The organism is Flavobacterium sp. (assembly GCF_040383245.1).
Taxonomy (GTDB): domain Bacteria; phylum Bacteroidota; class Bacteroidia; order Flavobacteriales; family Flavobacteriaceae; genus Flavobacterium.
Genome location: NZ_JBEIDX010000014.1, coordinates 22,892 through 47,912, shown reverse-complemented (window position 1 = coordinate 47,912; position 25,021 = coordinate 22,892). Strand labels below are relative to the sequence as shown.

Genomic DNA, 25,021 nt, shown 5'->3' with positions numbered 1-25,021 from the left:
AAACCCCGAAAATTTGGGGTTTTACTTTAATATTAATGACTCACGTTTGCAACTTCTTCCGGCTGGTGCTTGTGCTTAAAGAAAATAGCAAACAACACAGCAATCACTAAAGCATATCCAGAGAAGGCAAGCCATATATTGTGCCAATCACGAATTCCTTCGTGAGTGAAAAATTTATCAATTACAACTCCACTTATCAATCCACCAAAAAAGGCACCAAATCCATTTGACATCATCATAAACAAACCTTGTGCTGAAGAACGAATTTTCGAATCGGTTGTGGTTTCTACAAATAAAGAACCCGAAATATTAAAGAAATCAAATGCCATTCCGTATACAATACAAGAAAGAACAATCATCCACAAGCCATCTACAGGATTTCCATAAGCGAACAATCCAAAACGCATAACCCAAGCCAACATAGAAATTAACATTACCTGTTTGATTCCAAATCGTTTTAAAAAGAAAGGAATAGCAAGAATAAATAAGGTTTCCGATATTTGAGAAATCGACATAATAATGGTTGAATATTTAACTACAATAGAGTCTGCATATTGAGGAACTTTAGAAAATTCTGATAAATAAACATCGCCATACATATTCGTTAATTGTAAGGCACCTCCTAGAAACATAGAGAAAATAAAGAATAATGCCATTTTATAAGTTCCAAATAATTTGAAAGCATTCAAACCTAATTTTTCGCCAATTGTTGCATCAGATGCGATCAATTTTTGTGGAGGACATTTAGGTAATGTAAACGAGTAAATTCCTAATACAAATGCAGCAATAGCAGAAAGATAAAACATGTTGTAAGATGCTTTATTTCCAGTAAGATTGGTAATCCACATCGCGGCAATAAAACCAATTGTTCCCCAAACTCTAATAGGTGGAAATACTTTTACAACATCAAAATTATTTGTCTTTAGAATATTATAAGCAATTGAATTCGACAATGAAATGGTTGGCATATAGCACAACATGGCTGCAAAAATCACGTAATAAAAAGTGGTTGGATCTTCTACTTGTGGCAAATACATAAGCGCCAATCCTCCCAAAATATGCAAAATTCCATATAACTTTTCGGCATTAATCCATTTATCAGCAATGATACCAGTTAAGGCAGGCATCACAATTGATGATAATCCTAAGGTAGAAAAAATAGCTCCAAATTCGGCTCCACTCCAATTTTTAGTTCCAAACCAATAGTTAGCAACCGTAATTAACCAAGCTCCCCAAACAAAGAATTGAAGGAAACTCATTAAAGTCAATTTAAACTTAATATTCATATTTGATTTAATTTAATAAATAGATTGTAAATCTAATATAATAATTATAAAACCAAAAATTAAGTGTATTTAAATGCGTTTATATTTTTGTTTAACTTATTAAATAAATCATTAAACATTTTGTATATTTGTAAAAAAAAATTAATGAAAATATATACACTTCACAGCAAACAAAACCTTCCAATAACCATCGATGAGGCTTGGAAATTTTTATCAGATCCAAAAAATCTTAAAGTAATCACTCCAGAATACATGGGATTTAAAACACTTTCTGGAGATGACAGAGCCATGTTTGCTGGACAAATAATTCAATATATTGTAACTCCAGTTATGGGCATACCAATGAAATGGGTTACAGAAATCACCCATGTTAAAGACAACAGTTATTTCGTTGATGAGCAACGCTTTGGACCCTATGCTTTGTGGCATCACAAGCATTTCTTAAAAGAAATTCCGGGCGGAGTTGAAATGGAAGACATTGTGGATTATAAAATTCCAATGGGACTACTTGGGCAATTGGTTCACCCTATTTTGGTCGCACCTAAACTTAAAGAAATATTTGACTTCCGTAGAAAAAAACTAATCGAACTCTTTGGAGAATTTAAAGGATAACTTATGAAAAACATATTATTAATTGGGGGTTCTTATGGAATGGGATTAGCAATTGCAAAAGAATTGCATCAAGGAAATCGAGTTTTTGTAGCTTCAAGAACTAATGAAGATTTAAGTGATTTAAATGTAACTCATCTTCCTTTTGACGCGTTAACTGATACTATCGATACATCACAACTTCCTGAAGTCATTGACGGATTGGTTTATTGCCCAGGAAGTATCAATTTAAGACCTTTTAGAGGATTAAAAATAGATGCCTTCGAATCGGATATGCAAATAAATTTCATAAGTTTGGTGAAAGTTATTCAAACGGTTTTACCAAATTTAACTGCTTCCAATCAATCAAGTATTGTAGTTTTTAGTTCGGTTGCAGCAAGTATGGGAATGCCTTTTCACACCAGTATTGCAGCAGCAAAAGGTGCTGTAGAAAGTTTTGCTAAATCCTTGGCAGCAGAATATGCACCTAAAATTAGAGTCAATGTAATTGCACCTTCGTTAACAGATACACCGCTAGCAGACAAATTTTTAAATTCGGATGCTAAAAAGGAAAAATCTGCCGAAAGACATCCACTTAAAAAAGTAGGAACTAGTGAAGACATGGCGCAAATGGCAAGCTTTTTATTAAGCGATAAAAGCAGTTGGATATCAGGACAAATTTTCCATGTTGATGGAGGAATGTCTACCTTATTAGTTAATGGATAAATAGTTTATGCACATATTTTGGTTTCGTCGGGATTTACGCTTAGAGGATAATGTGGGATTGTTTCATGCTTTAAATAGTGATACATCAGTTTTACCTATTTTTATTTTTGACGAAAGTATTTTATCTCAATTACCAAAAGACGATGCCCGAGTAACGTTTATTCACCAACAACTTGAAAAAATTCAGCAGCAACTTTCAACTATTGGAAAATCACTTGCTCTATTTCATGGTAAACCTCAGGAAGTTTTTAGCAAATTAATTTCCGAAAATAAAATTCAAGCCGTCTTTACCAATCACGATTATGAACCGTATGCCCGAAAAAGAGATTTAGAATTATTTCATCTTTTTAAGGAGCACAACATCGAATTTAAAACCAGTAAGGATCAAGTCATTTTTGAAAAAAGTGAAGTAGTTAAAGACGATGGAACGCCCTATGTGGTTTATACACCTTATAGCAATAAATGGTTGGATCGTTTTAATAAAAGTCAATTAATATCTTATAAATCGGAAGAGTTACTTCATAATATAGCGCAACATAATTTTCCGTTTTTATCGCTGGAAGATATTGGCTTTACTAACTCTAATATAAAAGTAACTCCTTTCGATATTTCAACCAGTTTAATTGATAATTACGAAGCTACGCGAAACTTTCCTGCGCAAAACAAAACATCCTACCTCGGAATTTATTTGCGATTTGGTGCCGTTTCAATCCGAAAAATGGTTTCAAATGCTATACAAAGTAAAAACAATACCTTTCTAAAAGAACTAATTTGGAGGGAGTTTTTTATGCAAATTTTATGGCATTTTCCTCACACTTCTAATTCTAGCTTTCGTCCAAAATATGATGCTATTCAGTGGGATAACAACGAGGATTTATTTAAAAAATGGTGCGAAGGAAAAACTGGCTATCCATTTGTTGATGCAGGAATGCGCGAATTGAATGCAACCGGACACATGCACAATCGTGTCCGAATGATTGTGGCTAGTTTTTTATGCAAACACTTATTAATTGATTGGCGCTGGGGCGAAACCTATTTTGCAACCAAACTTTTAGATTACGAGCAAGCGAGTAATGTGGGTAATTGGCAATGGGCCTGCGGAAGTGGTGTTGATGCAGCTCCCTATTTTAGAATATTCAATCCAACAGAACAAATAAAGAAGTTTGATAAAGACTTAATCTATATCAAAAAATGGATTCCAGAAATTAATACTCCAAACTACCCAAATCCAATTGTAGATCACAAAGAAGCAAGAGAAAAATGCTTGCGTGTTTACAAAAATTCTGTTGGGTAAAACATATACTATTCTCTAAAAAAGTAGTAATTTTGCCTCTTTAAAACAAACAAATTTTACGATGAAAAATACTGCTTTATCCCACATACATGAAAGTTTAGGAGCAAAAATGGTGCCTTTTGCAGGATATAATATGCCTGTTCAATACGAAGGAGTTAATTCAGAACACGAAACTGTTAGAACTTCTGTAGGTGTTTTTGATGTTTCCCATATGGGTGAATTCTTTTTAAAAGGAGAAAATGCTTTGGCATTAATCCAAAAAGTAACTTCAAATGATGCTTCTAAATTGGTTGATGGAAAAGCACAATATTCTTGTTTACCAAATAATGAGGGTGGAATTGTAGACGATTTAATCGTATATAAAATTGCCGATAACGATTATATGTTGGTGGTAAACGCTTCTAATATTGATAAAGACTGGAACTGGATATCATCACATAATGACTTAGGAGTTAACATGACCAATGCTTCTGACGACTATTCACTACTTGCAATTCAAGGTCCAAAAGCAGCAGCTGCAATGCAAAGTTTAACTAATATTGACTTAGCAAATATGGCCTATTATTCTTTTCAAATTGGAGAATTTGCAGGGATTCAAAATGTAGTTGTTTCTGCTACAGGCTATACTGGATCAGGAGGATTTGAAATTTATTTCAAAAATGAAGATGCTGAAACCATTTGGAATAAAGTATTTGAAGCAGGAGCAGCATTCGGCATTAAGCCAATTGGATTAGCAGCAAGAGATACCCTTCGTTTAGAAATGGGATTTTGCCTTTACGGAAACGACATCAACGACACCACCTCTCCTATTGAAGCAGGTTTAGGATGGATTACTAAATTTGATAAAGAATTTACAAATTCCGCTAATCTTAAAGCGCAAAAAGAAACTGGAGTTTCCAAAAAACTGGTTGGGTTTGAATTAATCGAAAGAGGAATTCCACGTCACGACTACGAAATTGTAGATGCTGATGGAAACAACATCGGGATTGTAACTTCGGGAACTATGGCGCCAAGTTTAGGAAAAGGAATTGGAATGGGTTATGTGAAAAGCGAATTTGCTGGAATAGATAGCGAAATATTCATTCAAATTAGAAACAATAAAGTGGCTGCCAAAGTAGTAAAAATGCCGTTTTACAAAAAAGCATAACTTTCTTTTGTTATACAAATGAAAAAATTACTTTTGCAACCGATTAAATAAATACAAAATATTCTTAGAAATGGGAAGAGCGTTCGAATTTAGAAAAGGGAGAAAAATGAAGCGTTGGTCAGCAATGGCTAAAGCATTTACTCGTATTGGAAAAGACATTGTAATGGCCGTAAAAGAAGGTGGTCCAAATCCGGATGCCAATTCTCGTTTACGTGCTGTAATGCAAAATGCGAAGGCAGCAAATATGCCAAAAGAAAATGTGGAGCGTGCAATTAAAAAAGCAACCGACAAAGATACAGCCAACTATAAAGAGCAACTTTTTGAAGGATATGCACCACACGGAATTGCATTATTAATTGAAACGGCTACCGATAACAATAACAGAACCGTAGCTAACATTAGAAGTTATTTTAATAAATGTAACGGAACTATGGGGACTCAAGGTTCGGTTGAATTTATGTTTGACCATACTTGTAATTTCCGAATTCCAAATAACAATATTGATATTGAAGAAATGGAATTGGAATTTATCGATTTTGGTGCCGAAGAAATTTTTGCTGATGAAGACGGAATTTTAATCTATGCGCCGTTTGAAAGCTTTGGTGCTATTCAAAAAGAATTGGAATCTCGTGGAATTGAGATTTTATCTTCTGGATTTGAAAGAATTCCACAAATAACAAAAAAACTTACAGAAGCTGAAATTGCAGATGTAGAAAAATTAATTGAAAAAATTGAAGAAGACGATGATGTGATGAATGTGTATCACACCATGGATGAATCTGAATAATTAGTTTTAAAATAATTACATAAAAACTTCAAGGAAACTTGGAGTTTTTTTTTATTTCAAATTTGTTTCAATTTTCACTAAACTTTACCATTTGTAAAGAGTATAAAAAAGTAATATTAATTACTTTTGAAAAAAAATATAAAAATGGCTCGATTTGTAGAAAACGACTTACCGAAAGCAAAAATCAACAGCAGTTCTTTAAGTAAAGCGCTTTTAATTTTTAAGTATGCCGACAACCATAAATGGAAATTCTATTTGGGTCTTTTTTTCTTGTTGATGACCGGTTGTACAGCCTTGGCTTTCCCTAAGTTAATGGGGATGCTGGTAGATTGTGTGAAAAATAAAGATACAGCCGAAGCCAATACCATTGCTTTAATTTTAGTTGGAATTTTATTCCTACAATCATTTTTCTCTTTCTTCCGACTTTCCTTATTTGTGAATTTCACCGAACATACTTTAGCAAATATACGCTTGGCGTTATATAGTAATTTGGTAAAATTGCCAATGACTTTCTTTTCTCAAAAAAGAGTAGGCGAATTAAACAGCCGCATCAGTTCGGATATTACTCAAATTCAAGACACCTTAACATCAACGATTGCCGAATTTTTAAGACAATTCATTCTAATTATTGGCGGAGTGGCTTTGCTTGCAAGTCAGAGCTTCAAACTAACTTTAATGATGCTTTCAATAGTTCCGGTTGTTGCTGTTGCAGCAGTTATTTTTGGAAGATTTATCAGAAAGTATTCTAAAAACGTTCAAGATAAAGTTGCCGAAAGCCAAGTTATAGTTGAAGAAACGTTACAAGGTATAAGCAATGTAAAAGCGTTTGCCAACGAATGGTATGAAATTGCCCGATACAAAGGCAAAATTCAAGAAATTGTGAAGATTGCAATTAAAGGTGGAAAATACCGAGGTTACTTTGCTTCATTTATTATTTTCTGTTTGTTTGGCGCAATTGTGGCAGTTGTTTGGTATGGCGTAACGTTGAGTATCAGTGGAGAAATGAGCGTTGGTCAACTAATTTCATTTGTACTTTATTCTACTTTTGTTGGTGCCTCCTTTGGCGGTGTAGCCGAATTGTATGCACAAATTCAGAAAGCAGTTGGTGCTACGGAACGAGTTTTTGAACTATTGGATGAAACCCCAGAAAAAATTAATGGAACTTCAAATTTTGAAAAAATACAAGGAAATGTAACTTTCCAAAATGTATCTTTTTTTTATCCTTCACGTCCTGAAATACAAGTTTTGAAAGATGTGAATTTCACTGCAAATTACGGACAAAAGATTGCAATTGTAGGTCCAAGTGGTGCAGGAAAATCAACCATCTCTTCACTCCTACTTCGTTTTTACGACATTGTAGGTGGTTCCATATTAATTGATGGAAAAAGCATTTATGACTATGATTTAGAAAGTCTCCGAGGAAATATGAGTATCGTTCCGCAGGACGTGATTTTATTTGGCGGAAGCATAAGAGAAAATATCGCTTATGGCAAACCAACAGCGACCGAAGAAGAAATCTTACTTGCAGCAAAACAAGCCAATGCCTTGGATTTTGTAAACGGCTTCCCTGAAAAATTTGATACTTTAGTTGGAGAACGCGGAATTAAATTATCGGGTGGGCAAAGACAACGAATTGCTATTGCTCGTGCTTTATTGAAAAATCCAAGCATCTTGATTTTAGACGAAGCAACCTCCTCTTTAGATAGCGAAAGCGAAAAATTAGTTCAAGAAGCTTTAGAAAACTTAATGGAAGGCAGAACCAGCATTATAATAGCACACCGATTGGCAACTATTAGAAATGCAGATGCTATTTTAGTATTAAACGATGGTGTAATCGCAGAGTCGGGAACTCATAAAGAATTACTTGAAATAGAAAATGGTATCTACAAGAATTTGAGCAACTTGCAGTTTAGTGAATACTAATTATTTATTTTAATTTTCTTCTTTCTCTTTCCGTTTTAAGTAAATTTAATTCTCTACTGGTTTGTCCTGCAACTGAAGTGTTTTCTTCAGCTCTTCTAATCAAATATGGCATCACATCACGAACTGGTCCGAAAGGTAAATATTTAGCTACATTATACCCATTGGAAGCTAAGTTATAACTTATGTTATCACTCATTCCATACAATTGACCAAACCAAATTCGGTTATCGTTAATGGCAATATTATTAGCTTTCAACATTTCAAGTAACTTATAAGAACTTTCTTCATTGTGTGTTCCTGCAAAAATTGCCATTTTATCAATATGCTGCATCATGTAATCTACAGCAGCGTTGTAATTATCATCGGTAGCTTGTTTAGAAGCACAAATTGGCGTTGGGTATCCAAATTCTTCCGCACGCTTGTTTTCTTTTTCCATGTAGGCGCCACGAACTAATTTCATTCCGATATAAAAACCTTCCGCTTTTGCTCTTTCGTGTAACGATTTCAAATAATCCAATCGATCCCAACGGTACATTTGCAACGTACTAAAAACAATAACTTTTTCTTTATTGTATTTGCGCATCATTTCTTCAACTAAATCATCTGCCGCATCTTGCATCCAACTTTCTTCAGCATCAATTAATAATGCTACATCCTTTTCATGAGCCGTTTTACAAACTTTTTCAAATCGATTTTTTACATTATTCCATTCCGATTGTTCAGCAGAAGTTAGAGTTGACTTCTCTCCCACTTTAGTATATAAATCCAATCTTCCAAATCCGGTTGGTTTGAAAACAGCAAACGGAATTGCTTGGCGTTTTTTTGCAAATTCGATAGTTTTTAAAGTCATTTCCAAAGCAGCATCAAATTGCGCTTCTTCTTCTTTTCCTTCAACAGAATAATCTAAAACCGAAGAAACGCCTTTGGTATACATTTTATCAACAACCGAAAGACAATCCAATTCATTTACACCACCACAAAAATGATCAAAAACGGTTGCACGAATAAGTCCTTCAACTGGAAGATGTGCTTTTATAGCAAAATTGGTAACCGCAGTTCCAATTCGAACTAGTGGTTGACTTGCAATAAGTTTAAAAAGAAAATAGGCTCTATCTAGTTCGGTGTCGCTTTTTAAAGAAAATGCAACTTCGGTATTATTGAATATTTTATCCATTACTTTATTTGTAATAATTGCACAAATATAATTAGAGTTTGGCGATTATTTATCAAAAATAACCTTATTTTTGACCTTAAATAACAAGAAAATGCAATCCATAAAAGCCAACGACTATTCCATTTACTTCAATCACGAAGCACATGAAATGCTTAATTCCTGGATACCAAAATACAACTATTCAAAATTATTTATTTTAGTAGATGAAACTACAAATGAATTTTGTTTGCCAAAGTTATTGCCTTTATTAGAAGTAGAAATTCCAATTGAAATTATTGAAATTGAAGCTGGCGAGGAAATGAAAAATATTTCAACTTGCGTTGAAATTTGGTCCATACTTGCAGACTTAGGTGCTGACAGAAAAAGCGCACTTCTAAATCTAGGTGGTGGTGTTATTACTGATCTTGGCGGATTTGTTGCTTCAACCTTTAAACGAGGAATTGATTTCATTAACATCCCAACTACGCTTCTAGGTATGGTCGATGCTGCAATTGGCGGTAAAAACGGTGTTGATCTTGGAGCATTAAAAAATCAAATTGGAGTTATCAATGCACCCAAATTAGTATTAATTGACACCGACTTTTTAGAAACTTTACCTCAAAATCATATGAAATCGGGATTGGCAGAAATGCTAAAACACGGATTAATTTTTGATAAAACGTACTGGAATCAATTTAAAGATTTACAGGATTTAAATTTTGATGATTTAGATCAATTGATTCATCGCTCTGTTGAAATAAAAAACGAAATCGTATGCCAGGACCCAACTGAAACTGGGATGAGAAAAGCACTTAACTTCGGGCATACCTTAGGACACGCAATTGAAAGTCATTTTTTAGAAACTCCCACACCTCTTTTACATGGCGAAGCAATTGCTATAGGAATGGTTTTGGAGAGTTTCATTTCAAAGGAAAAAAACCTTATTTCTGAATTAGAATATATTGAAATAAAAAGCACTTTATTAGCTGTTTTTGGAAAGCATATTTTCACTTCAAACGACATTGAAGCAATACTAAACCTTCTAATTCATGACAAGAAAAATGAGTATGGAATGGTACAATTTGCTTTAATTAATTCAATCGGAACCTGTATTCTAAATCAAAACGCTGATAATGAAACAATTATAAGTGCCTTTAAAGAATACGAAACTTAACAATTATTTTATTTATTTTTTTATAAATCACATTTATTATTTTTTAAATTTGCCGTGATGAACAAAAACAAAAACAATACTTTCAACCCTCTGTTTATACTGGAAAACTACCCAGTTAATCCGGTTAATAGAATTGGTATTTCATATACTAATAGTGCAAGTATTGTTGAAAATTTTAATAACATCGAATCAATAACAATTGATTTACCAATTGCTTACGCAAATATTAGGGTTTGAATTCTAGATTAATCTTTGTTTAATTACATTTATTTAATCTAAAATCTACTATAATGAACACTAAATATTTCGACTTAATTAATCAAACCTACTATTTTCCTCAAGAGGAATTTACTCTAAATAAAGAAAATGCTTTACAATTTCACAATATTGATTTGATGAAATTGGTAGAACAATACGGAACTCCGTTAAAGTTTACTTATTTACCACAAATTTCCAATAACATTAAAAAAGCCAAAAATTGGTTTCGTAATGCTATGGAAAAAAACAAATATGAAGGTAAATATTACTATTGCTACTGCACAAAAAGCTCTCATTTTCAATACATTATGAATGAAGCTTTTAAAAACAATATTCATATAGAAACTTCTTCTGCATTTGATATTAATATTGTTGAGAATTTATTAGAAAATGGGAAAATTAATAAGAGCACCTATATAATTTGTAACGGTTTTAAAAGAGAACAGTACATAACAAATATTGCAAGATTAATTAATAATGGTCATAAAAATACCATTCCTGTTATTGACAACTATGAAGAATTAGATTTACTTCAATCAGAAATTAAAGGTAAATTTAAAATCGGAATTCGTATTGCTGCGGAGGAAGAACCAAAATTTGAGTTTTATACTTCTCGTTTAGGAATTGGATATAAAAATATTGTTCAGTTTTATAAAAAGCAAATTCAAGAAAATGATAAATTAGAATTGAAAATGCTTCACTTCTTTATCAATACTGGAATTAATGACAATGCCTATTACTGGAACGAATTGGTAAAATGTATTAAAGTTTATATAGCTCTAAAAAAAGAATGTCCATCACTTGATGGACTAAACATTGGTGGTGGATTCCCAATTAAAAATTCATTAGCTTTTGAATACGACTACCAATACATGATTGATGAAATTATTCACCAAATAAAAATTGCTTGTGATGAAGCTGAAGTTGATGTTCCAAATATTTTTACCGAATTTGGATCGTTTACAGTTGGTGAATCTGGAGGCGCTATTTACCAAGTATTGTATCAAAAACAGCAAAATGACAGAGAAGCATGGAACATGATTGACAGCTCATTTATCACAACTTTACCCGATACATGGGCAATTAACAAGCGTTTCATTATGCTTGCCGTAAATAGATGGAATGATACCTACGAAAGAGTGCTACTTGGCGGAATGACATGTGATAGCGATGACTATTATAACTCTGAACAAAATATGAATGCTATTTATTTGCCAAAATACAATAAAGAAAAACCTCTTTATATTGGATTTTTCAATACGGGTGCTTACCAAGAAACCATTGGTGGTTTTGGAGGACTGCACCACTGTTTGATTCCGCAGCCAAAACATATCTTAATTGATAGAGATGAAAACGGAATCATAGCAACTGAGGTTTTTTCTGAACAGCAAACTTCCGATGATGTGCTTAAAATTTTAGGTTACACCAAAAAAAAATAAAAATATTTTAAATTATTTTACAACCTATTTTCAAAAATAAGGAGTTAATTTTATTAATTATCAACCATTTATAAAGGCTGATTTTAAGTCGTTTTTATACCTAAAATTAGTTCTCAAAAATTTGAAATATTAAAAAAAATAGTTTTTCTTTGAACCCAAGTGTTTACAACTAATTAAACAATAACAATGAGTAAAGGACCAATAAGTCAGTTTTTAGAAAATAATTATCTTCATTTTAATTCTGCTGCTTTAGTAGATGCTGCAAAAGGATATGAACAACATCTTTTAGAAAACGGAAAAATGATGATAACACTTGCTGGCGCAATGAGTACTGCAGAATTAGGTAAATCACTTGCAGAAATGATTCGTCAAGATAAAGTTCATATTATTTCTTGTACAGGAGCAAACCTTGAAGAGGATATTATGAATTTAGTAGCTCATAATTCATACAAAAGAGTTCCAAATTATAGAGACCTTAGTCCTCAAGAAGAATGGGATTTATTAGAAAATCATTACAATAGAGTTACAGATACTTGTATTCCAGAAGAAGAAGCATTTAGAAGATTACAAAAACATTTATTCAATATTTGGAACAATGCTGATTCTAAAGGAGAACGCTATTTTCCGCATGAATTTATGTATCAAATGCTAAACTCTGGTGTATTAGAACAATATTATGAAATTGATCCAAAGAATTCTTGGATGATTGCTGCAGCAGAAAAAAACTTACCTATTGTAGTTCCAGGATGGGAAGATAGTACGATGGGGAATATTTTTGCTTCCTATTGCATCAAAGGTGAATTCAAACCTACTACTATGAAAAGTGGTATTGAATACATGATGTGGCTTGCAGATTGGTATCCTAAAAATTCTGCTGGTAAAGGAGTTGGTTTCTTCCAAATTGGCGGTGGAATTGCTGGAGATTTTCCTATTTGCGTGGTACCAATGCTTTACCAAGATATGGAAATGCACGACATTCCGTTTTGGAGTTATTTCTGTCAAATTTCAGATTCTACAACAAGCTACGGATCCTATTCTGGGGCAGTTCCAAATGAAAAAATAACATGGGGTAAATTAGATATTGATACTCCTAAATACATTATTGAATCAGACGCAACAATAGTTGCACCTTTAATTTTTGCTTATTTATTAGATTTATAATATCCTATTTATGAAAAGAATAATTGTTGATTATGCCAAGCTAACCGGTGACATTTTAAACTTATTAGTAGAAAAATTTCCTGACGGATATGATAGTACTGATATTATTCGTTTTAGAAATGCAAAAGACGAACTTATCGAAGCAGTAGAAGTTAGAACAGAAGATACTATATATTTAGTAAAAGTTAGCACGAAATTAGCTAACCGTATGGAAAAATTTGATGAAGAAGATTTAGATGCAGTAATTGAGCCAATTGCTCCAGTTAAAGGATTAGATATAGATGATGATGATTTACCAAGTGAAGAAGAAGAGGAAGAAGTTGATTTATTAAAAGACAGTGGTGGATCTGAAGATGTAGAGGAAGATGAAGATGATGTAGATTTAGAATCTTCTGATAATTTTGAAGACGAAGAAGAAGAATAAATTAAAACATAAAAAAGCCTCAATTAAATTGAGGCTTTTTTTATAGGTATCTTTCTTTAAATATATTTTGATGATGACTTTGATGACCAATTATAATAAATCCAGCAGCTCTAACAGACATTGGATTGTCTGAAGCTATTCCTATTCTAACTAATTGTTCAGAATTAAAGGATTTAAACAAACTTAGTGTAGCATATCGAACAGCAGATAATTCATTTAATAAATCCATAATACTTCTTTGTGAACCATTGGCGAATGTTGCATAATGATCTTCTTCATAGCCTGGCAACTTAGTAGAATCATTTCTTGCAAATCGTAAAGCTCTATAAGAAAATACTCTTTCCGCATCAATAATATGCTGAATGATGTCTTTTATCGTCCATTTTCCTTCAGCATAACGGTAATCAAATTTATCCATTGGAATATCCTGTACGAATTTAATAAACCTATGTAAAGAAATTTCTAGTTCCTCAATGAGAGTATATTCGTTAGACACAAGTTTTAAATAATTGTGATGATAAGGTCCGTATTCGTAAGAATTTAAATCTTGTACTTTCATATTTTTTTGACAAATTAATAAAAATAAAAACAAAAAACCTCAAGTTATCTTGAGGTTTTTGTTTGTGATATTTGAAAACTGTAAATAAATTTAGAAGTCTTTAAAAATCGTATGCATCAATCTTTTTTTATCATTGATACTTTCATCAAGTGAAATCATTGTTTCTGTGCGATAAACTCCTTCTATATCGTCTATCATAAAAATTACATCTTTGGCATGTTTAGTGTCTTTAGCGCGAATTTTACAGAAAATATTGAATTTCCCTGTAGTTACATGAGCAACCGTCACAAATGGAATTTCACTAATTCTTTCTAAAACAAATTTTGTTTGAGAAGTATTATTTAAAAAAACACCCACATAAGCAATAAATGAATAGCCAAGTTTTTCATAATCAAGAGTTAATGAAGATCCCATAATAATTCCTGCATCTTCCATTTTTTTAACTCTAACATGAACTGTCCCAGCAGAAATCAATAATTTTTTTGCAATATCCGTAAACGGAATTCTTGTATTATCAATCAACATGTCTAAAATTTGATGATCTACTTCATCTAATCGGAACTTACTCATACTTAAAATTTTAATTAATATATTATTTATTGCAATACAATTATTAAATTTAAAGAAATGAATTAAAGCTTAATTCCGTTCTCAAATCTTATTACTTTACCCAAAGTAAAGTTAGCTTTTTGATCTAATTTTGGACAATTACCTAAATTATCTTCATAATGCATTTTATGTGCATTATACTGATAATGACCAAATTTGCCCTTCAATTCTCCTATCTCAACTATATAAGCATTTAATTGGAGTTTACCATCAAAAAGCTCTTCCTTGTATTGAGCAGCAAAATTGGTAATTATTTCTTTACCATCATAATTTATTTTGACATTTTTATAAAGAAAATCATAAAAAACAGTATTATTTTTAGTTATTTCGAAATAATCTGCATTATTACCATCAACTATATCGATTTCGTTAATATTTAGCAATCCCGAAATAAGTGCAATAAATATCATTTTACGAGTAAATTCTCGATAATAATCATTTTGGAAATGCCCAGCTTCAAACAAAATAGTAGGAACCCCTTGCAAAGTAAACTGATCACCAATGCAATTAGGATTAAATCCATCGTCAAATAAGGATACTTGGCCAGGAATATATTTTTGCAATTCTGTATTCATGCCTGCAATTACTTTCATTGCCTTAGCCCTAACTTCGTTTACATCCCTTTGCTCATTATAAGATGGCGCTAAAAAAGAAACCGTAGCTGGAAACCCTGAAGTCCCTGCACCAAAAATAGTTCTTTGATCGTGCAGATTAAAACAAAAATCAGGTTTAAATTCATCAAAAACTTTACGTAATAATTGACTTTCTGGTTGTGATAAATCAATTGAATCTCGGTTTAAATCGACTTTATTTGCATTTTCTCGAGTATATAATTCGGCGCCGTCTGGATTAACCATTGGAATAATACAAAAAGTAAAATCTTTAATTAATCGTTTTCCAAGTTCTTCATTTGAATCGATCAAATTTAAAAAGTCAAATAATGCTTTAGTAGTTGTGCTTTCATTTCCATGCATTTGAGACCACATAAAAACTTTAGTTGCTCCGTTACCAACAGTATACTGATAAATAGGTTTACCTAAAACCGATTCACCTATATATTTGGTAGAAAACTTCATTAATATAGGCTCAATATCACGTAAAGTGATATACCTCCCAAAAAGTGAATTTTGTTTATACTGCTTATGTAATTCTATATAATCCATTATTATAAAACCTGATAACTTCGTTCTGGAATTTTTCCAACTACTCCTTTATAAAACGGAAGTACTATTTTCAAGTCATTTTCATAATTCCCAGAAGGAATAAATGCATCCCCTATTTTAACTTCTTTTTTACCAAAATCAAATGCAACAGGAATAATTGGCACCTTTGCTTTTAATGCAATATAATAAAAACCTGTTCGTAATTCGGTTACTTTTTTTCTAGTTCCTTCGGGAGATAATGCTAATCTAAACACATCATGTTTTTCAAATACTTCTGCAGTAGCGTCTACATTATTTTTTCCTCCACTTCTATCTAATGGTGCACCTCCTACTGCTCTAAAATAATACCCGAACGGAAATAGAAACAATTCTTTTTTTCCAACAAAATTAATTTTAATCCCTAATATTCCTCTAACCAATAGGGCAATAAAAAAATCTAAATTACTGGTATGTGGTATCACAATGACCACGCATTTTTTTATTTCTGAGGGAAAATTCCCAATTAATTTCCAACCTAGTATTTTATAAAAAATAAAACTATATAGTTGCTTTTTCATGTAAAATAATTTGTGTAAATTTAAGATTATTCTGCTATTTTTGAGAAAAATATAAAAATGTTCGCTAAATTCTTTAGTTATTTCCTTCCAATAAACGTAATTAAGAGAAAATCTTCTGTAAGCAACTCTATTGAAGTAACTTGGAATAACGGCGAATTAGTAATTGATTCTGAAAACACTAATTACTCTTATGGCAGTTTACAGCGTATCTTAAAAAAAGGCTTAAAATACATTGGATACGATCGTATTAAAAAGTTTGATAAAGTTTTAGTTTTAGGTGTTGCTGGCGGAAGTGTTATAAAAACTTTAGTTGATGATGTAAAATATAAAGGTCAGATTATTGGCGTTGAAATAGATCCTGAAATCATTGAATTAGCAAATACTTACTTTAATATTGATCAAATTAAAAATTTAGAAATCGTAATTGAAGACGCATTTGAATTTGTTTTAAGAACAAAAGATAAATTTGATTTAATTATCATAGACATTTTTCAAGATACTAAAATGCCGAGTTTTTTATTTGAAACCCACTTTATTCAAAGAGTAAATTGCTTATTAAATATAAATGGATTTATTTTATTTAACACGATGGTAATAAATGAAAAAAATAAAATTCGAAACTTAGATTATCGTAAGAAATTTGATGATAATTATTCTCTGCGAATGTATCCAAAAGTTGAAGTACACAATGAGCTATTTACTATTAAAAAATTAAAATAAAAAAAAAGCACAGAAAAGATTTCCTGTGCTTGAATTGACTTTTACCTGTATTCGTAGTCTTCCGTAAACTCTACGTTGCCCATATAACCAAGCCAATGTATAAAAACTGTTTAATTATGAACGTTTTAATAATACAAATTTGCAAGGTTTAAGGCTTATTATTATTACATTTTAAATATTTTATTTTATATAAATCACATGTGTAAAAAATTAAACAAATAAAAAAAATACTATAAATAGTGCTTTCTTAATTTATTGTTTTTTAGCTAATTGTATTCTGGATTTGTAAGCTTTTAAATATTCTCCTTTAGGCTTTCCATTATCAAAAGAACTAAACATTAAAGGGAAAGCCGCTTTTTCTCGAGCCTCTTCATTTGAAAACCCTTCATATTCTATACGATATAAAGCAGAGTACAATTGCGCTCTACCGATGCCATGGTAACAATGAATTAAAACAGGATAGTTTTCTGGATTATCCATAATTGTAAAAAAAGTATCTAAGTTTTGTTGATTAGGAATTTGATCTGATCCATTGTTAAAATAATTAACTCCAGGTATTTTTGCCACTGCCTCTTTCTCAGCAATTAACTCGGCAGGAATTTCCGGATTATTTACATCATCTCCAGTTCCTGGAAAACGCAAATCAACAATTGACTTAATATTATATTTCTTTACATAACTTTCAATTTCATCCGGCGGAATAACCCCACTTTTATATACTTTGCCTTCAGTTATGGCCATGAAATTATTATTAATATGTCTGTCATAAACATATTTACCTGTAATAACTAAAACTACCACAGTAATAAGTATCGTTATTTTCTTTTTTATGCTCATCATTTGTTATTTAGAAGTCAATTTTTTATCTATAATTCGCTGCATATAATCTTGTAAAAATGCTTTACATCGTAATTCTAATAAATTCATTTCAGAATTTCGTGTTCTAATCAAATTAGTTTTTAATTCTTTATCTTCTTTTTTGTAAAAACCAACAGCTTTTACCCCATCAAATATACATATATAACTGCCACTCATCATTTGATAATTATCAGATGAATATCGCATAACAAAAGGCTTAATGTTATCATTACTAATCAAACTTCTACCCCAACTTCTAAATGGCTTGTCATATCCAATCATATCCAATATGGTAGGATAAATGTCAATTTGCTGAGCCCAATCTTTATTTACTCCTTTATATTTCTCATTTGGATAATAAAACAAAATCGGAACAGTATGATAATTTTGATCTTTACTATACTCATTATAATAAATTAAATTATCATGATCAGCAACCAATACAAAAATTGTGTTTTGATACCATTTTTCTTTTTTTGCAGCTTTAAAAAACTGTTTTAAGGAATAATCGGTATAACCAATACATTTGTGAATTGGATTATCGCCTTTAGGGAATTTACCTTCATATTTTTCAGGAATTACATAGGGTTCGTGAGAAGTAACAGAAAAAAAAGTTGCCATAAATGGAGTTTTCTTTCTTGAAAGAGTTTGATTAAAATATTGCATAAATGGCTCATCCCAAATACCCCAAGAGCCATCAAATTCAGAATCATTATTAAATTCATTTTTTCCATAATAATGGTCATAACCAAGAATATTGCAAAACCCTAGAAACCCCATCGAACCATTTGGTGCACCATGAAAAAAGGAAGTATCGTAACCTTCGCCTTTTAATGTTGAAACTAATGATTCAATATTTTGTTTTGGATAAGGAGAAGATGTGAATGCTTCTTTAAAAGAGGGGATTCCGGCAATTACAGATGATACTCCATGAATAGATTTATACCCATTTGCATAGCCATTTGTATAAATTAAGCTATGCTGAGCTAATGAATCCACAAATGGTGAATAGCCTCTATAATTTGGTATAATATTGTCTTTATTGAATGAACTAATATATTCTTTGGCATAACTTTCTAAAATTAAAATAACCACATTAGGTTTGGTCTTTGGATTATTATGATATTCTTTGATAGGAACAATTAAACTATCAATCGTAATTTTAGACACTAAATTTACTTTTTGAAAAGAATTTACATCCCAAGTTCTAATTATTGCAAAAGGAGTGTTTAATACAAAATCTGCTTGAGAAGCATCTGTAACATATCTACTTGCATCTAATAAATTAATTGGTCTTGTGCTTTTTTTAAAATCTCCTCTTATACCACCAATACACATAGTAGTTAGAAATAAAAAAGTAAAAAATGAAACAACAAAATATTTAACGGATAGCTGTGGAGGTAGATGTTGAATTTTTACTTTTTTATATAAGAATATCCATAAATATGAACACAAAAAAAATAACAAAAAAACATGCCAGTATTCTATTAAAAAATTGAAAAGCAATCTTGACTTATTACTTTCATTTTCCAAAGTATCTAATGAGGCAATTGTACTTCTATTGAAAGTATACTTATAGTAAATAAAATCTATAAAATTTGTTGTATATGCGATTAAATTTGTAACAAAATAAAGATAAAATAAAAAATTTTGATAACCTTTTTTTGTATTTACTATAAATGGAAAAATTGACAATAAAATAAATAAAGAATTTACATATAGAATTGAGGTAGTATCAAATGTGATTCCATGAAAAGATAAAGAAATAAAATCAGAAATAGTATTTATTTTAAGTAAATTTATGTTATAAAAAAAGAATAATATTCGAGCAATCATATAAAAAAAATATGCTAAAATTATTCTATAAAACAATACTTTATATTCACTAAACCTAGGAAATTTTATCATATATATTCAAAGTTGATTTTTCGCAAAATTACTAAATCCAATAAGAATAATTAAAAATAAATTGATTATAAATTAATAATTAATTAATTTGCAAAAAAATTAGAACTCTACTCAAATGATAACAATTACGCGTTTATTTGATTTTCCATATTATCAGTTAGAAAAAAACAATATAGAAACTTGTTTGGTAACCAAATACAATGGAAAATGGATTGCAACATCAACACAAGAATATATTGATAAAGCAAATACTATTTCTAGAGCACTTCTTAAATTAGGTGTTGAAAAAAATGATAAAATTGCCATTATATCTTCAAATAACAGAACCGAATGGAATATTATGGATATTGGAGTGCTTCAAACTGGTGCACAAACAGTACCTATTTATCCTACTATTTCCGAGGAAGATTACGAATACATTTTAAAACATAGCGAATCGAGTTATTGTTTTGTATCAGATGAAGAAGTATTTAGAAAAGTAAAATCAATTAAAAAAAATCTTCCAAAATTAAAAGAAGTATATTCTTTTAATGAAATTAAAGGATGTAAAAATTGGAATGAATTACTGGAATTAGGTGAACCTATTTCAAACCAAGATGAAGTTGAAAAACGCAAAGATGATGTAAAGCCTGAAGAATTAGCAACTATCATATACACATCTGGAACAACGGGAAAACCTAAAGGAGTTATGCTTTCGCATCACAATATTGTTTCCAATGTATTGGATAGTTCGCCCAGAATCCCTTTTGAAGAAGGAACCAGTAGGGCACTTAGCTTCTTGCCTATTTGCCATATTTTTGAAAGAGTAATTTTATACATTTACCAATATTATTCAGTTTCTATATATTTTGCAGAAAGCATTGATAAACTTTCAGAGAACATTGCCGAAGTAAAACCTACCGTTTTTTCGGTTGTACCAAGATTATTAGAAAAAGTATATGACCGAATTATTGAAAAAGGATCTGCGCTTACCGGAATAAAAAGAAAATTATTCTTTTGGGCTGTAGGGTTAGGATTGCGATACGAACCTTATGGAGCAAACGGAATTTGGTATGAATTGCAATTAAAATTAGCTCGAAAATTAATTTTTAGCAAATGGAGAGATGGTTTAGGTGGCAACCTTAATGTTTTGGTTTCTGGAAGTGCTGCATTACAACAACGACTAACAAGAGTATTCGCAGCAGCAGGAATGCCTGTTATGGAAGGTTATGGATTAACCGAAACTTCCCCTGTAATTACTGTAAACGATATTAGAAACAGATTGTTTAAAGTTGGGACTGTTGGTAAAGCAATTCAAAATGTAGAAATAAAAATTGCAAAAGATGGAGAAATTCTTTGCAAAGGTTCAAATGTAATGATGGGTTATTATAAAGATGAAGAACTTACTAAACAAGTAATAATTGATGGATATTTTCACACTGGAGATATTGGGGAAATTGACTCAGAAGGTTTCTTAAAAATTACCGATAGAAAAAAAGAAATATTTAAAACTTCTGGCGGAAAATATATTGCACCGCAACATCTAGAAAACACATTAAAACAATCGCTATTTATTGAGCAAATCATGATTATAGGCGATGGTGAAAAAATGCCTGGAGCTTTTATTCAACCAAATTTCAGCTATATTAAAACTTGGGCAGAAAAAGAAGGAATTTCAATTGGAGAAACAAATGAAGATGTAGTTTCAAATCAAAATGTGATAAATAAAATTCAACAAGAAGTTGATTTTTACAATGAAAAATTTGGAAATTGGGAGAAAATAAAACGATTTGAATTAACGCCAAATGTTTGGAGTATTGATGGTGGTGAACTGACACCTACATTAAAATTGAAACGTAAAATCGTAAAAGAGAAATACATTCAATTATATAACAAAATATATAATTCCTAGTTTTTGTTTTTCTAAAAACTAAAATAGAAATTCTCAATTTTTATTACATATAAATTACAAATCAGCTAAAAAAATTCCAAAAAATATCTTTAATTTTTACAAATACAATAAAGAATGGAATTTAATCCTAACGACCTAGAAACTAAAGCAATTTATAAATTGCTAACCGGAACGATCATTCCAAGGCCTATTACCTGGGTTTCAACTGTGGATGATAACGGGATTAATAACCTTGCTCCTTTTTCTTATTTTAATATGGTTGGCGATGATCCGCCGCATATTATGTTTTCTACACGCAGAGATGACAATTCCAATAAAGACACTTTAAATAATATTCTTACCAACAAACAATTTGTGGTAAATATGGTGATTGAATCACTAACAGAACAAATGAATGCAACTGCACAATCCGTTCCTTCAGATATTGATGAGTTTGATTTGGTTGGGGTAACTCCGGTGCCATCAGTTTTGGTTAAGCCAATGCGTGTAAAAGAAAGTCCTATACATTTAGAATGTGAATTAGTGCATCATTATTTTTTGGAAAATCATAAACAAGGTGGAGCATGCGTAATTATTGGGAGAATTGTACATATGCATTTTGATGACAATGTGATTCTGGAAGATTATAAAATTAATTTGGAAACCTACAAACCAATTTCACGTTTAGCAGGTTCCAACTACAGTAAAATTGGAGAAATCTTTTCTGTCAAAAGAAATTAAAATATGAAAATAGCAGTTATTGGCGGTGGTCCTGGCGGACTTTATTTTTCGATTCTTACCAAAAAAGCAATGCCGCATTGCCAAATAGATATTTACGAACGCAACAAACCTGACGATAGTTTTGGATTTGGAGTTGTTTTTTCAGATGAAACATTAGGCGAATTTTTAAAACGCGATATGCAGTCGTATGAATTAATTCGTAGCAAGTTTGCCTACTGGGATGATATTGTAGTGGCTAGAAATGGCGAACAAGTAAGTATTGCCGGTAATGGATTTTGCGGCTGCTCCAGAAAAACATTATTACAGTTACTGCAACAAAGATGTATTGAAGAAGGCGTGAATTTACATTTTGAGCAAAATATTGATGACTTATCAAAATATGCAGATGCCAATATTATCTTGGCCTCCGATGGTATTTCAAGCGGAATTAGAACAAAATATGAAAAAGAATTCGGGACCAAAATTGTTTTAAAGAAAAACCGATTTGTCTGGCTGGGTTCAACCAAACCACTGGATGCATTTACTTATTTTTTTAGAGAAACTCCCCACGGAACTATCGTAGCTCATTCTTACCAATACGAAGAAAATCGTAGTACATGGATTTTCGAATGCAGCAATGAAACCTGGGAAAGGCATGGTTTTGAAGTAACTAATGAAGAAGATACCATTGCAAAAATAGCCGAACTATTTAAGGAAGAATTAGACGGACATCCTTTATTGTCTAATAAATCAAATTGGCGTCAATTTCCTCATGTAACTAATGAAAAATGGTATCATAAAAATATTGTATTACTTGGTGATGCAAAAGCAACAGCCCACTACTCTATTGGATCTGGAACAAAATTAGCCATGGATTGCGCTATCGGCTTATCGGATGCTTTAATTGCTAATACAAATGATGTACAAGCTGCTTTTCAGCAATACGAAAAGACTCGGAGAAATACAGTAGAAATGATTCAGCATGCAGCTATAGTTTCGCTGGATTGGTTTGAAAATATGGATCGCAACATGCAACATCCGTTTTACCAGTTTGCATTTGGTTGCATGACCCGTTCTAAAAAAGTAACTTATGAAAACCTACGATTAAGAGACAAGTCTTTTACAGATAAGGTTTTGGAAGAATTCAATACCAATCAACAAGCTACTCCTGCAGCTTTTTCTAAATTCAAATTACGCGATTTAGAATTGCAAAATAGAATTGCAATGGCTCCAATGGGTCAATATCAAGCTGAAAATGGCATTGTAAATGACTGGCATTTCCAACATTATACCTCTCGAGCTTTGTGTGGTTTGGGATTAATTATCACCGAATTAACTGCAATTTCAGAAACAGGAAGAATAACTTTAGGTTGCGCTGGTATATATAATGAAAATCAAATAGTTGAATGGAAGAAGATAACTGATTTTATTCATAAAAAGACACAAACTAAAATCGGAATTCAGATAGGACATTCTGGGAGAAAAGGTGCTACAAAAAAACCTTGGGAAGGTGGAGAACCGTTAGAAAACAGCTGGGAATTACTTTCGGCTTCACCAATTGCATTTAATGAAAAATTTGCAACACCGAAAGAAATTACCCTTTCTGATATGGATTTGATAACTTCTCAATTTGTACAAGCAGCTAAAAATGCCAATGAAGCTGGGTTTGATATGATCGAGTTACAAGCGCATCATGGATTTTTATTAGCCTCGTTCCTATCTCCATTAACAAATAATAGAAATGATGAATTTGGTGGAAGCATAGAAAACAGATTGAAATTTCCATTACGTGTTTTCAATGAAATACGTGCCGTTTTTCCAAAAGAAAAACCAATGTCAGTTCGAATCTCCGCTACTGATTGGGTTGAAAACGGAATATCTGAGCAAGATGTTATTACAATTGCTGCTGCGTTTAAAAAGGCTGGAGCCGATATTATTAATGTATCTACAGGAAATACCGTTGCAGGTCAAAAACCACAAACCGGTAGAATGTGGCAAACGCCATTCGCAGATACCGTTCGTAATACCGTTCATATCCCTACAATTACCGCAGGTTACATTCAAGACATTGATCAAATTAATACTATTATCCTTAATGGAAGAGCGGATATTGTTGCGCTTGGAAGACCTTTATTATCAGACCCTAACTTTGTTCGTAACGCACAAGCCTACGAACAATTTGAACCAATGGACATTCCAAATTCATACAAAGCAGGAATTTCGCATTCATATCCATTAAAGGCAACCGAAAGAAAGCAACTGGAAGGAATGAAAAAAGCATTAAAACCAAAAAGTAATAAAAAGTAATTATAAATTATGAATTACGAATTATGAAAAAAGATAATGTGGTACAAATTAAAAGTTATGCATTTGCAGTTCGGATTGTAAATGTTTATAAGTATTTATCAGAAGAAAAAAAAGAATATGTATTGAGCAAGCAACTTTTAAGATGTGGAACTTCAATTGGAGCAAACATAGAAGAAGCAATTGGAGGACAAACTGAAAAAGATTTTTTTGCAAAACTTACGATTTCTTATAAAGAAGCAAGAGAAACTCATTACTGGATTAGATTGCTAAAAGACACTTCTTATCTTTCAAATGAAGAGGCTCAAAGTTTATTAATTGATATTGAAGAATTATTAAGAATAATTGGTTCTATTCAAAAAACGTTACGTAATTCGTAATTTAAAATTCGTA

The 25,021-nt window shown here is 31.5% G+C and carries 23 protein-coding genes; 15 read left to right on the top strand and 8 right to left on the bottom strand.

Annotation, left to right across the window (positions count from 1 at the left end):
- Window positions 1–32 precede the first annotated feature (32 nt).
- Window positions 33–1,286, bottom strand: a complete 1,254-nt coding sequence (locus ABWO08_RS07355) for a nucleoside permease (protein WP_353084768.1) — start codon at window positions 1,284–1,286, stop codon at window positions 33–35.
- Window positions 1,287–1,430: 144 nt separating this feature from the next.
- On the opposite strand from ABWO08_RS07355, the gene ABWO08_RS07350 reads away from it, so the two are divergent.
- The 6 genes from ABWO08_RS07350 to ABWO08_RS07325 all read left to right on the top strand — a co-directional run bounded on the left by ABWO08_RS07350 (window position 1,431) and on the right by ABWO08_RS07325 (window position 7,751).
- Complete coding sequence (locus tag ABWO08_RS07350; RefSeq protein WP_353084766.1) at window positions 1,431–1,898, top strand: SRPBCC family protein; 468 nt, start codon at window positions 1,431–1,433, stop codon at window positions 1,896–1,898.
- Between the two features lie 3 nt (window positions 1,899–1,901).
- Window positions 1,902–2,600, top strand: a complete 699-nt coding sequence (locus ABWO08_RS07345) for an SDR family NAD(P)-dependent oxidoreductase (protein ID WP_353084764.1) — start codon at window positions 1,902–1,904, stop codon at window positions 2,598–2,600.
- A gap of 7 nt (window positions 2,601–2,607) precedes the next feature.
- Complete coding sequence (locus tag ABWO08_RS07340; RefSeq protein WP_353084762.1) at window positions 2,608–3,894, top strand: cryptochrome/photolyase family protein; 1,287 nt, start codon at window positions 2,608–2,610, stop codon at window positions 3,892–3,894.
- A gap of 61 nt (window positions 3,895–3,955) precedes the next feature.
- Window positions 3,956–5,041, top strand: a complete 1,086-nt coding sequence (gene gcvT / locus ABWO08_RS07335) for a glycine cleavage system aminomethyltransferase GcvT (protein WP_353084760.1) — start codon at window positions 3,956–3,958, stop codon at window positions 5,039–5,041.
- Window positions 5,042–5,111: 70 nt separating this feature from the next.
- Window positions 5,112–5,828 carry a YebC/PmpR family DNA-binding transcriptional regulator gene (locus ABWO08_RS07330; RefSeq protein ID WP_353084758.1) on the top strand — a complete coding sequence of 239 codons (717 nt, stop codon included), beginning with the start codon at window positions 5,112–5,114 and terminating at the stop codon, window positions 5,826–5,828.
- Window positions 5,829–5,972: 144 nt separating this feature from the next.
- The gene (locus ABWO08_RS07325; protein WP_353084756.1) at window positions 5,973–7,751 is read left to right on the top strand and encodes an ABC transporter ATP-binding protein; all 1,779 of its coding nucleotides are present in this window, start codon (window positions 5,973–5,975) and stop codon (window positions 7,749–7,751) included.
- 4 nt (window positions 7,752–7,755) lie between these two features.
- On the opposite strand, the gene ABWO08_RS07320 is transcribed toward ABWO08_RS07325, so the two are convergent.
- Window positions 7,756–8,925: a proline dehydrogenase family protein gene (locus tag ABWO08_RS07320; protein WP_353084754.1), complete on the bottom strand. Its 1,170-nt coding sequence runs from the start codon at window positions 8,923–8,925 to the stop codon at window positions 7,756–7,758.
- 91 nt (window positions 8,926–9,016) lie between these two features.
- Here ABWO08_RS07320 and aroB point away from each other — a divergent pair, with 91 nt between their 5' ends.
- The 4 genes from aroB to ABWO08_RS07300 all read left to right on the top strand — a co-directional run bounded on the left by aroB (window position 9,017) and on the right by ABWO08_RS07300 (window position 13,360).
- On the top strand, window positions 9,017–10,078 hold the full coding sequence (gene aroB / locus ABWO08_RS07315; RefSeq protein ID WP_353084752.1) for a 3-dehydroquinate synthase: 1,062 nt from the start codon (window positions 9,017–9,019) through the stop codon (window positions 10,076–10,078).
- Window positions 10,079–10,368: 290 nt separating this feature from the next.
- Window positions 10,369–11,775 (top strand): type III PLP-dependent enzyme domain-containing protein, encoded by a 1,407-nt coding sequence (locus ABWO08_RS07310; protein ID WP_353084750.1) that lies wholly within the window; start codon window positions 10,369–10,371, stop codon window positions 11,773–11,775.
- A gap of 186 nt (window positions 11,776–11,961) precedes the next feature.
- Window positions 11,962–12,936, top strand: coding sequence for a deoxyhypusine synthase family protein (locus ABWO08_RS07305; RefSeq protein ID WP_353084749.1), 975 nt, complete (start codon window positions 11,962–11,964; stop codon window positions 12,934–12,936).
- A 10-nt stretch (window positions 12,937–12,946) separates the two neighbouring features.
- Window positions 12,947–13,360, top strand: a complete 414-nt coding sequence (locus tag ABWO08_RS07300) for a DNA primase (protein WP_353084747.1) — start codon at window positions 12,947–12,949, stop codon at window positions 13,358–13,360.
- Window positions 13,361–13,400: 40 nt separating this feature from the next.
- Here ABWO08_RS07300 and ABWO08_RS07295 read toward each other — a convergent pair whose 3' ends face one another.
- The 4 genes from ABWO08_RS07295 to ABWO08_RS07280 form a co-directional block, all read right to left on the bottom strand.
- Window positions 13,401–13,919, bottom strand: coding sequence for a DinB family protein (locus ABWO08_RS07295; RefSeq protein ID WP_353084746.1), 519 nt, complete (start codon window positions 13,917–13,919; stop codon window positions 13,401–13,403).
- Between the two features lie 90 nt (window positions 13,920–14,009).
- Window positions 14,010–14,489 carry an Lrp/AsnC family transcriptional regulator gene (locus tag ABWO08_RS07290; protein WP_353084744.1) on the bottom strand — a complete coding sequence of 160 codons (480 nt, stop codon included), beginning with the start codon at window positions 14,487–14,489 and terminating at the stop codon, window positions 14,010–14,012.
- Between the two features lie 62 nt (window positions 14,490–14,551).
- Entirely contained in the window at window positions 14,552–15,691 is a 1,140-nt protein-coding gene (locus tag ABWO08_RS07285; RefSeq protein ID WP_353084742.1) for a M14 family metallopeptidase, read from the bottom strand.
- A gap of 2 nt (window positions 15,692–15,693) precedes the next feature.
- Window positions 15,694–16,248, bottom strand: a complete 555-nt coding sequence (locus ABWO08_RS07280; protein ID WP_353084740.1) for a 1-acyl-sn-glycerol-3-phosphate acyltransferase — start codon at window positions 16,246–16,248, stop codon at window positions 15,694–15,696.
- A 57-nt stretch (window positions 16,249–16,305) separates the two neighbouring features.
- On the opposite strand from ABWO08_RS07280, the gene ABWO08_RS07275 reads away from it, so the two are divergent.
- Window positions 16,306–16,968, top strand: a complete 663-nt coding sequence (locus ABWO08_RS07275) for a spermidine synthase (protein WP_353084738.1) — start codon at window positions 16,306–16,308, stop codon at window positions 16,966–16,968.
- A gap of 252 nt (window positions 16,969–17,220) precedes the next feature.
- Here the strand turns inward: ABWO08_RS07275 and ABWO08_RS07270 are convergent, their stop codons facing one another.
- Together ABWO08_RS07270 and ABWO08_RS07265 are read right to left on the bottom strand one after the other, a co-directional pair.
- On the bottom strand, window positions 17,221–17,805 hold the full coding sequence (locus tag ABWO08_RS07270) for a dual specificity protein phosphatase family protein (RefSeq protein ID WP_353084736.1): 585 nt from the start codon (window positions 17,803–17,805) through the stop codon (window positions 17,221–17,223).
- Between the two features lie 6 nt (window positions 17,806–17,811).
- Window positions 17,812–19,734, bottom strand: a complete 1,923-nt coding sequence (locus ABWO08_RS07265) for an LTA synthase family protein (protein ID WP_353084734.1) — start codon at window positions 19,732–19,734, stop codon at window positions 17,812–17,814.
- A 115-nt stretch (window positions 19,735–19,849) separates the two neighbouring features.
- On the opposite strand from ABWO08_RS07265, the gene ABWO08_RS07260 reads away from it, so the two are divergent.
- The 4 genes from ABWO08_RS07260 to ABWO08_RS07245 all read left to right on the top strand — a co-directional run bounded on the left by ABWO08_RS07260 (window position 19,850) and on the right by ABWO08_RS07245 (window position 25,008).
- The gene (locus ABWO08_RS07260) at window positions 19,850–21,625 is read left to right on the top strand and encodes an AMP-dependent synthetase/ligase (RefSeq protein ID WP_353084733.1); all 1,776 of its coding nucleotides are present in this window, start codon (window positions 19,850–19,852) and stop codon (window positions 21,623–21,625) included.
- 114 nt (window positions 21,626–21,739) lie between these two features.
- Window positions 21,740–22,345 carry a flavin reductase family protein gene (locus ABWO08_RS07255; protein WP_353084731.1) on the top strand — a complete coding sequence of 202 codons (606 nt, stop codon included), beginning with the start codon at window positions 21,740–21,742 and terminating at the stop codon, window positions 22,343–22,345.
- A 3-nt stretch (window positions 22,346–22,348) separates the two neighbouring features.
- A complete protein-coding gene (locus ABWO08_RS07250; protein WP_353084730.1) occupies window positions 22,349–24,631 on the top strand; it encodes an oxidoreductase in 2,283 nt (760 codons plus the stop codon).
- Window positions 24,632–24,654: 23 nt separating this feature from the next.
- On the top strand, window positions 24,655–25,008 hold the full coding sequence (locus ABWO08_RS07245; protein ID WP_353084728.1) for a four helix bundle protein: 354 nt from the start codon (window positions 24,655–24,657) through the stop codon (window positions 25,006–25,008).
- Window positions 25,009–25,021: the final 13 nt, after the last annotated feature.